We start from the raw sequence: 14150 nt of genomic DNA, 5'->3' as shown, positions 1-14150 counted from the left end.
GGATCATGATGAAAGTTTCCGTTTTTGGTTTAGGTTATGTAGGATTAGCAAACGCTTTGTTATTGGGGCAAAAAGAAGAAGTACTTGCTTATGATATTGTGGATGAAAAAATCGATCAATTGCAAAAGAACATCTCACCTCTTGAAGACAAAGAAATTCACCAGTTTTTGGAGCGGACAGACTTGTCCGTTCGTTTCACCAAAGCTTTTGATGAAGCAGTTGACTTTGGGGATGTATTAATTATTGCGACGCCTACAGATTACGATGAGCATAAAAACTATTTTGATACGTCGACTGTAGAATCGGTGATTGAAAAAGCGCTGGAGTTGCGTCCAGATGCTGTGTTTATTATTAAATCAACAGTTCCTGTAGGGTATACATTAGATCTTAAAGCACGTTTTAACACAGAGAACATTTTATTTTCACCTGAATTTTTGCGTGAGGGAAAAGCTTTATACGACAATTTGCATCCTTCGAGAATTGTTGTTGGAGAATGCAGTGAGCGAGCGAAAGAGATCGCCGAGATGTTCAAGCGAAATGCATGGGAAAATGAAATTCCCGTTCTTTTAACAAATCCGACTGAAGCTGAAGCAATCAAACTGTTTTCTAACACGTATCTGGCGCTGCGCGTGGCATATTTCAACGAATTAGATACCTATGCGGAAGTGAGGGGACTTGATTCACGACAAATCATTGAAGGCGTCGGACTGGATCCTAGAATCGGCTCCCACTACAACAATCCGTCTTTTGGATACGGCGGCTACTGTCTGCCCAAGGATACCAAGCAGCTCCTAGCTAACTATGATAAGGTTCCGAACAATATCATTCAAGCGATCGTCGAAGCAAATACGACCCGCAAAGATTTCATCGCGGAGCAGATCCTTGATCGACAACCGAAAGTTGTGGGCATCTATCGATTGACTATGAAAGCTCATTCTGATAATTTCCGCTATTCTTCCATTCAAGGAATTATGAAGCGGATCAAAGCCCATGGAATCAACGTAGTAGTATACGAGCCTTCTTTAAAAGAGAAATCCTTCTATAACTCTGAAGTGATTGATGACTTTGAGACGTTTAAAAAGATCTCTGATGTTATTGTAGCAAATCGTATGGAAGATGTACTGCATGACGTAGAAGACAAAGTATACACAAGAGATTTGTTTGAAAGAGACTAAAAACTTTGAGAAAAAGGAGGCCAAATTTCGTTCGTTGAATGCGGCTTTCTTTTTTTCGTTTAATCTGTCAATGAAACATTAATTTTTTTTCTCAATTTTTGAAATGATCTGCTAGAGGTTGAGAAAGAGGGGAATGTCGAGTATACTTTTTAAGGATAGCTTTAAAAAGTTTTACCGTAAAAAAGATTAGTGGAACCTTAAAGGAGAAAATGATGTTCGAGCGTAAAAATAGAATTTTATTGAAAGAATTAGTAAAAACCGATTTTAAACTAAGATATCAAGGAAGTATTATGGGCTATGTTTGGTCTGTTTTGAAGCCCTTGATGTTGTTTACTGTCATGTATGTGGTCTTTGTGCGTTTTCTTAAATTTGGACAAGATGTTCCTCACTTTGAAGTGGCATTACTTTTGGGAACCGTTCTATGGAGCTTTTTTAGCGAAACGACAAATTTAGGTATGTCATCAATCGTCACACGAGGTGATCTGCTTAGAAAACTAAGCTTTCCTACACATATCATTGTTATTGCTGTATCGATCAACGCCTTAATCAATCTAGTAATCAGCCTTGTGATCGTTCTTTTATTTGCGATGATCAATGGAGCGGATATTTCAATCTATGCTTTTTTAGCACCGCTGCTTCTGATTGAACTCTATGCCTTTTCATTGGGCGTGTCTTTTATTTTGGCAACAATCTATGTTAGGTTCCGAGACATTGGACCGATCTGGGAGGTTGTCCTTCAAGCGGGTTTTTACCTTACACCGTTAATTTACCCATTGACACTTGTAATGAATATGGACGTGAACATTGCCAAACTTTTGATGATGAATCCAATGGCTCAAATCATTCAAGATATGCGGCATATCTTAACAAGTACAAGCAATATTACGGTATGGCAATTAATAAATACGAATTGGATCGTCGCAATTCCATATATTTTGCCATGGATCGTATTAGTTGCCGGCTACATGATTTTTAATAAAAATTCGAAAAAATTTGCGGAGATTATTTAATATGAATAATGAAATAGCAGTGAAAGTGGATCATATAGGAAAATCGTTTCGACTTCCTACAGAAAGTACAACGAGTTTAAAAAGAACGATCGTTAATTATTTTAAAGGAATCAAAGGATACAATGAGCAAAAAGTCCTAAGAGATATTTCGTTTCAAGTGAATAAAGGAGATTTCTTTGGAATTGTCGGAAGAAATGGGAGTGGAAAATCAACCTTATTAAAAATTATCTCCCAAATTTATACACCTGAAAAAGGGTCTGTTGAAGTGAACGGAAAATTGGTTTCTTTCATCGAGTTAGGCGTTGGATTCAATCCAGAATTAACTGGGAGAGAGAATGTCTATTTGAATGGCGCTATGCTTGGTTTTTCCGAAAAAGAAGTGGATGGAATGTATTCCGATATCGTTGAGTTTGCGGAATTAACTGAATTTATGAATCAAAAATTAAAGAATTATTCAAGCGGCATGCAGGTTCGGCTTGCGTTTTCTGTAGCGATTCAAGCGAAAAGCGATATTTTAGTCTTAGATGAAGTATTGGCTGTCGGAGATGAAGCGTTCCAAAGAAAATGCAATGACTATTTCATGAAGGCCAAAGATGAGAAAAAGACCATTATCCTCGTGACTCACTCAATGGAATCTGTTCGTAAATACTGTAATAAAGCACTGATGATCGATAAAGGGGAAGTAAAAATCATCGGGACCCCAGATGATGTAGCAAATCAATATTCTTTAGACAATGTTACACAGACGGGGGCCTCCACCGTTATTGAAAAGGAAGAGGTTTTAGAAGAACCACAAAAAGTTGAAACAAAAAGTAAAGAAGAGGAAACAATTCGAAACTTTACAGTAGATTTATTATCTGATGAAATGCTTACCGATGAGAATCGACGAGTAGAGTTTTTGATTTCTTATGAAGTGTTAAAAGATATGGAGACGTATATTGCTTTTTCAATGACAGATATCGATCGCAACATTTGGATGTACAACGACAATTCATATGATGAAATGACAAAAGGTATCGGTAAAAAGACTTTTAAATATGCTTGCGAGTTAAATCATATCAATGAATGCAAATTAAGGTTAGGCGTATCAATTCGAAACGCCGCGGACGAACCATTTGCTTTTTCAGATCAAGAAAATTCACCCGTAATAATCGTTTCTCCAAGAAAAAATCGATCAAAAAGCGAGCGGATCGCCTCAAGCGGTATTTTTACAAGCAATGGAAGCTGGCAGAAGCTTAAGTGATCAGAAAAATCTACTTATAGAAAAAGGTGAGTCGTATTGGAACCATTAGTTTCTGTGATTATAACTTGTTATAATCATGAAAAATATGTTGGTCAGTGTCTGGAAAGTGTATCTTCCCAAACCTATAAACATTTAGAATTAGTGATTATCAATGATGGATCGACAGATAATTCAGATCAGATTATTAGAGATTATTTATCACATGTTTCGCTAAAACATGAGTATTTGGTTCAAGAAAACCGAGGCGTTTGTGTGACACGAAATAAAGGACTTGAGCGAGCTGTCGGAAAATACCTATTATTTGTCGACAGTGATAATTATCTAGATAATCAATATATTGAAAAGCTAGTTGAAACTGCCGAAAAAGAAGAAGCAGATATTGTATATACTGATCTTGTAAATGTTGAAACAGGTGAGTTGTTTATGGAAGCCAAACCATTCCAATTGGAAGAGTTTCTTTCTAGTAACTTTATTGATAATTGCTCGTTGATAAGAAAAGAAATTGTTGGTCAGCTAACATATGATTTAGCGTTAAACAGAAAAAAATTAGTCGACTATGACTTTTTTATGCGACTGATTCTTACCAACCATGCGAAAGCTGTTAAATGTTCTTCCACAAAATTAAATTATCGAGTGCTACAAGAATCAATATCAAGGAAAGGGCAGCATGGGACCGAAAAATTTTATTATGAGATTTATCTTTATCTCCTGAGCAAGCATCAGGAACAATATCCACAACTGGTTCTTTCAGCAATTAAGAATAATATCATGCAACTGGAAGACCGAAACGAAGAATTAATCAATCATCTTGCAGATTTGACTAATTATATAAAACAACAAAACAAAGATAATGAATTATTGCTTGCAGAAATTAGTGAATTAAAAGTATCAGTGGAAGACTTAAACAATGAAAAACAGGCGATAGATCAGCGATTACTTGAAGAAAATCTTGAAAAAAATGACTTGCAAAATCAGAATTTATCTATGGCGCAATTAATTCAGTTGCTGGAAAACGATAAACAAGCGTTGATGTCATCTAAGTCATACAGGGTTGGTAAACTTATTGTGAAGCCTTTCAGTTATGGACTAAGATTTTTAAGAAATCCTAGTAAAGGATTAGTACTTGTTGATAAAGCAAAACAAAAGTTATTGGTTAAACTCAGAAAAATCCCTAATTTGCAATTTTTAGTTTTATCTAGCAAACGAAAAACAACACGCAAAAAAAATGTTTATCAAAATCCAAAAAGAGTATTGGTATATGTTATCTATGAAAGCCAATCCCAGTTGCAAGAGTATAAACTCATTTTTCTTTCCTCATTAGCAGTTTTTTCAGAAAAAGTATTAATCGTAGTGAATGGTAAATTACCGGAGTCTGACTTAGAAAAGCTTCGTAAGTTTGGGGAGGTCGTTCTTAGATCTAATGATGGATATGATACGGCAGCCTTTAAACACGGTATCGATTTTCTTGGCGAAAAGGAATTAAGTAAGTATGATGAATTGTTATTGGTGAATGATACGAATGTTGGTCCAGTCTCAGATTTAACAGAAGCATTTAATAAAATGGCAGCTAAAAAACTTGATTTCTGGGGAGTTTCTTATGGAGAAGAACAACCTGATTTTACCAAGTATAACAAGTATGGATATATCCCTATTCATTTACAGTCCTATTTTTTAGTAATTGAGAAATCAATGTTTCACGATCCATCATTTTATGACTATTGGAAAAATCTTGGAGATACGAACTCAAGAGAAAAAGCAATCGGAAAGCATGAAACGGTTTTTACAAAACATTTCAGCGACTTGGGCTTTAAACACGGGGCTTTAACCGAAAAGAATACGGATAGTCCAATGTATATCCATCCCCTTCAAATGGTTCGAGAGGGTGTACCTATCGTTAAATACACAGCTTTTGCAAACGATACAGACGAGAAATTTGCTTGGCAAGGACTTCAGAGGAAAACAGAAGTTCCTGAATTAATTGAATATATTAGAAATGAAACGGAGTATCCAGGTGCTGTGATCGATCAAATCATGGAGGATATCAAAAATAAAAAGCACAAAGAACATATTCTCATAATAGATGGTGTCGAAAATGCAATTCCGCAGTTAACAAAATACCGTGTACAAAATAAGATTGAACAGTTAAAAAACCTAGGCTTTGATGTCTGGCATGTTAATCTTTCTACATTTCAAATGGGATTAGCTGAGCACGCAAGTCATATCATTATCTACCGTGCACCATATGATGAGCGATTAGCAGAACTGATTCGTTTAGCAAGAAAGTACCATAAACCTGTGCTGTATGATATTGACGATTTAGTGATCGATACCAAGTACACGGATCAGTTGACGTACGTCCAAAATCTTACAAAAGTTGAAAAAAATAATTACGATAGCGGCGTTATCAGTTACAAAAAAATGATGCTTATGTGTGATGGGGCGATAGCTTCCACAGGTGTCTTAAAAGAGGAACTTCTGAATTATCACCAGAACGTACTGCTTAATCGAAATCTTGCGAACCAAGAGTTGGTGGCGATCAGTCATGATGCAGTTGAAAATAAGATGGAAGATAGTACAAAGGTGAAAATCGGGTACTTTTCGGGATCTATCACCCATAATGAGAATTTCGAATTGATTAAGCCTGCTATTCTAGAAATCTTAGAAACTTTTCCGCAAGTGGAATTGCATTTAGTTGGGCATTTAGATGTCCCGAAAGAAATGGAAAGGGTAGAATCGCAACTGGTCATTCATCCATTTGTTGATTGGAAAGAATTGCCGAAACTGATTTGCCAAGTGGACATTAATTTAGCACCGCTGGTACATTCGATTTTTAATGAGGCAAAGTCTGAAATCAAATGGATGGAGGCTGCTTTAGTGAAAATACCTACATTGGCAAGTGAAATTGGTGCTTTTAAAGAGATGGTAACGCACAACAGAAACGGCATACTCGTCAAGGATAATGAGTGGTTCAACCAATTAGAAAAAGTGATAAACGATAAGACTTTTAGAGAAACTATCGGTGAGAATGCTTATAATTACGTAATTAAAAATTGTACAACATCAGAGCATGAAGATGAACTAAGTGCTTTTTTAAGGAGTATCCATTAATGCTATTTATTAAAAACAATCTAATTGAACTAAAAAAGAATTACAAGCTGCTTATTCTTTTTTTATTCATTCTTTTGACTGCTCAGTTTTTCTTACAATATATAGAATTAACTTGGCCTAAACTGTATATTGTTTTGGCCTTAGCAGCTGCTATACTCTTACTGATAGTTTCAAGAATAAGTGATGAAACGAAAATCGCCAGAAATGCGTTTGTCTTAATTTTTATTGCTGGTACATTAAATGCACTGATTCTACCAATTCGACAAAACTATGACGAGAATACGCATTATTACCACGCATTAGAAGTAGCAGATGGAAAAGTCAGAAATCAAACAGATGAAAGAAATTTTCTTGCCATATCCCCGGATTTCTTAGCTATTACCAAATTACCTAGTAAACCCGAGTATGGAAATGAACTGAATACTAATCTTTACCACAAAGAATTCCTTGAAATTGAATCTATTCCCTCTACCTATAATGAAGACTGGCTTGAAAAAAGCGGGTTTAATAATCCCGCTTATATACCAAGTGCTATAGGCATAACCATTGGACGATTATTCTCGCAAAGAGTATCTGTTCACTATTATTTAGGGAGAATTTTTAATGTTCTGTTTTATGCATTGTTGGCTTTTTGGGCTATAAAGGTAAGCAAAGTTTATAAATTAGCGCTTTTCGTTGCAGCTACGACCCCATTTGCCGTATGGATCTCATCTGGTTTTACCTACGATAATCTTTATTATGGTCTAGTACTATTGATATTGGCTCAATTCACCAATTTTTTTGTTGGTGAACGCGAAGTTAATTTTCGAAAAATCATACTTTATATGCTTACTTGCCTTGGGCTGGTTTTTTGTAAGGCACCAGTGATTCTGTTGGCTGCACTGCCTTTATTTGTGCCTGCAAAATATTTTGATACGAGGAAAACAAAAAAAATTACGGTTTTTGCAGTACTTCTATGTTTTTCATTAGGCTTTTTATGGTTGATGAACGGTGCGATTTTCCATCTATTCGAGGATGTTCCTGCAGCTAATACTGTCGCAGTGGATGAAAATGAAGATGTTCTTTCGTATTTAATCAGTAATATTGGATACACAATTACTTTGTTTTTACGATCATATTCGGATGTAATTGCTTCTATCGGTTATTTTCTGAAGAATCCAATGCCATACTTTATGGCTAGTGAAGCCGCGGGGTTCATCAATTTGATAAACTATACTTTGATGATTACTCTTTCTGCTATGCTTATTAAAATCACTATCCCTAAGAAGACACGTGTGCTTACTTTGGCTACTTTTTTTGTGATTATTTCAGGAACGATCTTGGCAATAACAGGTGATCCACGAGTATTTTCAATTGGTGATTTAAGAGTCCCAGGTGTACAAGGCAGGTATCATTTTTATTTACTCGCATTCCTGCCGTTATTTCTAGGGCCTATTCTTAATAAACTAGGCTTTGAAAGTGAAAAGGTAATGAGTCATTTGGATTCAAATAAAATTACTAGCTTTTGCGTTAAAACAATCTATGTCATTACATTTTTTAATTCTTGTGTCGCACTGTATGGCTATTTATAAGAATAAGAAAAGGAGATTTTAATGAGAAAAATATTATTCCTTTCACCAACTGGCACAATGGACAACGGGGCAGAAATTTCAATATTTAATTTAATGAAATATCTAGTTGAGCAAGGATATGAAGTAGTAAATATTGCACCGGTTAGTGGAGACGTCGAAGTAAATGACTACTCGCGAATTTTTGAAAGTAATGGGATCAAATGTTTTTTAGTTTCAAATCAACGGTGGTGGTGGGAGGATGCACCAGGAATGTTATTTGGAAGTGAAGAACAACGAGCGGCATCTTTTAGAAATACTATCGATCTCATTGCAAAAAAGATAGACGAGTTTGATATTGAGTTGGTAATCACAAATACAGCAAACATGTTCCAAGGTGCGATGGCGGCGGCTGTTCAAGACGTTTCTCATATCTGGTTAATTCATGAATTTCCTTCCGGCGAATTTGCTTACTACAAGGATAAAATTGAGTTTATAGAAGAATTTTCTGATGAAATTTTTGCTGTTAGAGGCGAGTTGAGCAATAATTTGCAAGAGCTGTTTACAAGGAAAAAAATTAAATCATTCGCTCCCTACACAGAGTTAGAACAAGTTTCCCTTAAAAAGGGAGATGTTCAAAGAATCGTTTCAGTAGGACGTATCAACCCAAGAAAAAATCAATTAGAATTAATTAAAGCATATCATCAGTTGAACAGGTACGATATTGAGTTGGTTTTTATTGGTGCATGGGATGATGAGTATAAAGAAAAATGTCTCGATTATATCAAAAAAAATCGTTTAAAAAATATAACTTTTCTAGGAAATGTAGACAATCCATGGGAGCATGTGACATCGAAAGATATATGCGTTTTTTCTTCAGCAATGGAAACATTCGGTTTAGTTTATGTTGAGGCTCTTTTAAACGGTGTACCAGTTATTATATCCAATAATCCAGGGCACATGTCAGCATATGATTTTTTTAATCACGGTTGTGTCTATCCATTAGGTGATATAGATAAATTAGTAGAAATGATCCGCGTTCGATTAGATAACTTTGATGACTTCAAAAGCGAAACAGTCAATTTCTCCGTTGAAGCAAAAGAGAAGTACCAGATTTATTATGTTTATCAAGACTTAATCGAAGCAATCGATTCCGTAACTGCTTCGCCAAAAGCGATTCGCCATATAAAATCTTTATTGACCTTAAATGAAAAAAAGAGCAAACTGGCGCAATTTGAGTATCAAACGAGAAGTTTCCTGCAAAGAGTTAAGTATAAAATAAGGAAAAGCTTTAAATAAAGTTCAAATGATTCTAAGTAAAAAGACAAGGCCGACAACAGGCTCTTTGTCAATAAGGACTGATGAGTTGTGCAAAATCAAATCTGGGTCAGAATGAACCACATTCTGGCTCAGATTTTTTGTTATCTTACATTGATTAATTGATTGATCAAAAAGATTCTAATTCTCATGTTCTCGAATGATTTAAATCCGTAGGATACTCGTTTCATTGACTTTATGTGGGTATTCTTCGCTTCTATTTTTCCATTGGAATAAGGATAGATCATTGCGTTGGTGATGCCTTCTTCATAAGTCAGAAGGTTTTGAAGCTTCTCCCGAAAGCCGTCATCTAACGTTTCGGGAAGTTCTGCCAATATGCAGAAAAATAAGTCAGGGTCTTTGTCTCGAAAGGCTTCAACTAATTCATGAAAAAAGGGATACGCCTCCTTCAGGGGCGTAGAAAACTCAAGCAATCGATCAATCATCATTGCTTCAGTAAGAAATGGGTATTTTGGTGCTCGGAAACTTTTCCATGTTTTGTATTCATAATGGTTGATGTTTGCACGATTTTTTAGCAAAAAGCGCCAGTTCTTTTTCAGTTTTTCTGCCTGGCTTTTCTGTCCGGCTTTACGAAGTTCATTCATTTCACGGATACGCAACTCATTGAACGCTTGATTCATGTGTTTGACAATATGAAACCGATCAATCACTACTTTCGCATTTGGCAGAACACGTTTGGTGAGCTGGAAGTAGGCGGCGTTCATGTCTGTCACCAAGAATTCTACTTCTTCTGGATTGGTACAACCTAAGAAATAGCTTGTTAATCGAGGTAATTTACGCGTAGGCAAAACATCTATTAATTTTCCTGTTTCGCCATCTGCGCAAATAAAGCTCATTTTATCTTCTATGGAAGCATGCGAACGAAATTCATCAACCATCAATACTCTGGGGAGAATCTTCTTAGATTGCTTTGGTAAATAGCTTTTAAACTCTTTCAATGTACGAATAACGGTGGTCAAAGATACCTGACAGCTTTTCGCAATAAAAGATAAAGATACTTTTTCAGTCAGTAAAGAAGCAATTTTATATCTAACATGATTTGCGATTGAATGTCTGGGTTGGACAAAATAACTTTGAGCAGTCCAATGGGTTCGGCAGTTTTTACAGGTATAGCGCTGCTTTTTTAGGCGCATAACCAAAGGCATATGATTGTATTGTTCAAAACGGACAATCGTTTCCTTCTTCCCATTTTTCACTATAATTGCTTTTCCGTTTCCATCTACCACAGTAGAACCACAACTTCTACAAGCACGAGGAGTAGGCGAGAGAACAGCATCGACGACCAACGTCTTTTTCTTCTGAAGGGTCTCGTAAGAGACCTCTATAATCATCAAATCTTTCTCTATTATTCTCAGCATTTTTTTGATAGAATCATTCATATAGCATATCGTCCTCTCAGTTGTTTATTTTGTGGTGATTTAATCATACTAGAGAACGATATGTTTTTTAATACCTAAAATGAAAATGGGACTGAAGAATCAATTCTGATTCATCAGTCCCATAAATTATAGAGCCCGACAACAAAGGCAACCTTGTCTTTTTTACTTTTTCAGTTAAAAGTTTACTATTTCACGGACCGCTTACTCCTAGAAATAGTAGGGATCGAGTATTAAAGCAAAACATACAAACAAGGCTTTAAAAAAGCTGTTTAATTCTATTAGCAATAAAAATTGCTTGATAGGTGAATATGTCAGAGATTTAATGCTATCATAAACAAAATGATCAGATTTTACGATATCTTTATTGTAGAGTTGTTTCCTCGACCATATCAAATAGTGTCAGTAAAAAATAATTGAGTTTTTACTGACACTACTAAAAGACTGGTTAGTATATTCAATTATATAGTAAAAATTTATCGTAGTAATTGGTGTGATTTAGCAATTCATTATTTAACTTCAAGGTCTGATCCTTGCATAATCTGCTGATTGTAAAAGCTTGATGTCTTACTAAGTTCATTAGAGAATTCATCAAACCCTAATTTTTCCATTAGAGTCATTTCTTCTGAAAATAGATTTGTTCCTAAGCCTAATCGATTTCCCTCAATGGAAACACCTAATGCAGATAAAGTGGTCGGAAACAAATCCAATGTACTGAAAGAACGATTGGTATTATTCAAGGTTGTTACCGGTGAGTTAATAAAGAGATTGAAGACAGTTCGCTCATAGTCTTCAGGGATACCATTAAAAAAAGAGGGATCCATGCTTAGGTGGTCACCGGCAATTACGATAGTGGTATTATCATAAAAAGACTGTTGCTGAACCCATCGTATAAAATTACCTAACATATAATCTGAATAGTGGATGACATTACTATATTGCTGTTCAAAAAATTTAGGTGTATTTTCGGTCATCAAACCATCTGGGAAGTGCATATCAGCTGTTAGAAGCGTTAAATTAAAGGGCTCTTCTGACTGAGAATCTTCTATAAGTATGTTTTTAGCAAACTCAAAAAGTTTCTCATCCTCATATCCCCACCAGACTTTATAGTCAGACGGTATCCATTGATTATCGATGGCATATTGATAATCTTTTATTTGGTAATTTCCATGTTGAGAGTAAAATTTATCTCTGCCACCAAAGCTTGCATCGGAACCGATTAACAGTGTTTGATTGTATCCTTCTTGATCTAAAATGGTACCGATTGTGGTGACACCAGGCATAAAAGATGAAGTATTGCCATATTCATTTTCGTTATAGCCACCAGAGACTCTCAGAGGAACCCCAGAACTTTGAGCAACCATTCCTCCTACTGTAAAACCAACACCAGGAACTTGACGAGCACCGCCGAAAGTACTTTGGTGCGAAAAATTTAGTCCATCTGCATAAGCTGATTCTGTGAGATTTGGTAATAGATTGACTTCTTGCATTCCGCCAAGGTCAATGGATAAGTACGTTGATTCTAATGATTCGACGTAAATATAGATAAGGTTTCTTTTTTGTTCTGGAAAGGTAAGCGCAACATCATTCGGGTCCACATAAAAATCTTCGTAAATCGTTGATTTCTCAAAAAAATATGCTTTTAGTTCTGCATAGCCCAATGTTTGTATACCAAAGAAAAAACCGTATATAGTGAGGCTTACACTAATGAAGGCAAAAAAGAAACTCGTCTTTTTGGTTAACTTAATTTGCTGAAACTTTTTGTAAGATAGAGCATAGAGTAGCAAGTATAGGATTACTAGAAAACTAAGAGTGAGAATAATAGAATTTAATAAAGGACCCAAAATGAACGTATAAATTTGGCCCGCATCTGTTCCTGTCAAGGGTTGAGACAAAGTGTATAGAATTTCACTAATGCCTACATTACCAAAAAAACTTTTCGTCCAAACGGCACTGTTTCCCGCAAGTGCTCCAATGAATACTAGTAATGAAAAAATAAAAAAAGAAAGTTGAAGACGCCAGGTCAAGGATTGAAATATTCTGTCAATCAGACCTGTTTTTTTGATAATCAGCACCGTTGATAAGAGAAAAAGAAAAACAAGGATACTTACACCAGTGACAGCGGACTTGGTTGAAAGGAAACTAAAAGATAAGAGATTTTTTCTTAATTCAGTTAAGCCGAGTGATCGTGCAATAAATGCCGTGAATGACAGATGAGAAACGGCACAAAATAGAGAAAACGAAAATCGGCGATAAAAGCTTCTATGTGCTGTTAAAAAGAGTATGAGAATAAAAAGTAAGATTGAAAAAAGCATCCTGTACCTCCAAATACATATTATATATAGTATACTAGAATAATGACAAGTCTCCAAAAGAAAAACTTAAAAAAAGGCGTGGAATCCTTATTTTTTTTCATTTTTTGCCAATTAATGCGAGTTTGTCTTCTTTAAGTTTTTTTAGGGATTTTAATTTTTGTTGAGAATTACTAAAAAGTCGAGTATAATTTTTTAGAATTGGATATTTAAAACTCTTAACAATTCATGGAAAGGGATATTCATGCATACATTTGTTATTTGCGCTTATAAAGAGTCTTCTTTTTTAGAAGAATGTATACTTTCTTGTTTAAATCAGACGAGTCTGAAAAAAGGAAAGTCCAAGCTGATTTTGTACACAAGTACACCAAATACTTATATAACAGAGATTGCCAACTCTTATGAGATACCTATGTTTACTAGTTCAGGCGGAAGTATCGGACGAGATTGGAACAATGCATTGTCTTTTGTTGATACGCCATATGCGACGATCGTTCATCAAGACGACATCTATTTAAAAGAGTATGGTGAAAGCGTCATTGATGCGTTCGAAAATAATAATCAAACAAGTATTGTGTTTACGGATTATAAGGAAATCGATCAAGAAAGTCAAATCAGAAAAAGATCAATAAATCTTAAAATTAAAACGTTCGGTTTAAAAACAATGGGGTTATTAAAATCAAAGTGGTATCAAAGGCGAATATATGCGTTTGGGAACTTTATTTGTTGTCCAGCTGTTTCATATAATTTGCGGGTGCTCAATGACTTCAAATTTAATGAACAGATGCGAATGGCAGTAGATTGGGATGCATGGGAACGAATCATGAAGCGGCCGGAAAACATTTGTTACATCTCAAAAAATGCAATGTATCATAGAATTCACGAAGAATCTGAAACAACTGCAACAACCCTGGATAAAACGAGAGAAGCAGAAGAATTGGAAATGTACAAACGTTATTGGGGAAAAACCATTGCTTCTTTTCTCATGAAATTTTACGTGAAAAATCAAGAAAGCAATCAATTATAAGAAAAGTTAGGGTG

General features: G+C 35.3%; 9 protein-coding genes. 7 read left to right on the top strand and 2 right to left on the bottom strand.

The features are described 5' to 3' along the window. Positions 1-8 precede the first annotated feature (8 nt). The 6 genes from IGI89_RS15770 to IGI89_RS15745 all read left to right on the top strand — a co-directional run bounded on the left by IGI89_RS15770 (position 9) and on the right by IGI89_RS15745 (position 9382). Complete coding sequence (locus tag IGI89_RS15770; protein ID WP_042890413.1) at positions 9-1175, top strand: nucleotide sugar dehydrogenase; 1167 nt, start codon at positions 9-11, stop codon at positions 1173-1175. Between the two features lie 209 nt (positions 1176-1384). Further along, positions 1385-2185, top strand: a complete 801-nt coding sequence (locus IGI89_RS15765; RefSeq protein ID WP_061053935.1) for an ABC transporter permease — start codon at positions 1385-1387, stop codon at positions 2183-2185. A 1-nt stretch (position 2186) separates the two neighbouring features. Then, positions 2187-3428 (top strand): ABC transporter ATP-binding protein, encoded by a 1242-nt coding sequence (locus IGI89_RS15760; RefSeq protein WP_400451196.1) that lies wholly within the window; start codon positions 2187-2189, stop codon positions 3426-3428. 36 nt (positions 3429-3464) lie between these two features. Next, a complete protein-coding gene (locus IGI89_RS15755; RefSeq protein WP_438735832.1) occupies positions 3465-6536 on the top strand; it encodes a rhamnan synthesis F family protein in 3072 nt (1023 codons plus the stop codon). Next, entirely contained in the window at positions 6536-8107 is a 1572-nt protein-coding gene (locus IGI89_RS15750) for a DUF2142 domain-containing protein (protein WP_400451193.1), read from the top strand. The genes IGI89_RS15755 and IGI89_RS15750 overlap by 1 nt, the downstream gene beginning before the upstream one ends. Before the next feature lie 21 nt (positions 8108-8128). Further along, on the top strand, positions 8129-9382 hold the full coding sequence (locus tag IGI89_RS15745) for a glycosyltransferase family 4 protein (protein WP_061053938.1): 1254 nt from the start codon (positions 8129-8131) through the stop codon (positions 9380-9382). Positions 9383-9504: 122 nt separating this feature from the next. Here IGI89_RS15745 and IGI89_RS15740 read toward each other — a convergent pair whose 3' ends face one another. Continuing rightward, positions 9505-10800 carry an ISL3-like element ISEfa11 family transposase gene (locus IGI89_RS15740; RefSeq protein ID WP_438735831.1) on the bottom strand — a complete coding sequence of 432 codons (1296 nt, stop codon included), beginning with the start codon at positions 10798-10800 and terminating at the stop codon, positions 9505-9507. 506 nt (positions 10801-11306) lie between these two features. Continuing rightward, a complete protein-coding gene (locus tag IGI89_RS15735) occupies positions 11307-13112 on the bottom strand; it encodes an LTA synthase family protein (RefSeq protein WP_225869266.1) in 1806 nt (601 codons plus the stop codon). Between the two features lie 241 nt (positions 13113-13353). On the opposite strand from IGI89_RS15735, the gene IGI89_RS15730 reads away from it, so the two are divergent. Continuing rightward, entirely contained in the window at positions 13354-14136 is a 783-nt protein-coding gene (locus IGI89_RS15730) for a glycosyltransferase (protein WP_061053940.1), read from the top strand. The last annotated feature ends 14 nt before the right edge of the window (positions 14137-14150 follow it).

This window comes from Enterococcus sp. AZ141, assembly GCF_051714385.1.
GTDB lineage: Bacteria > Bacillota > Bacilli > Lactobacillales > Enterococcaceae > Enterococcus_D > Enterococcus_D entomosocium.
This window is presented reverse-complemented; position numbering and strand designations above follow the sequence as displayed.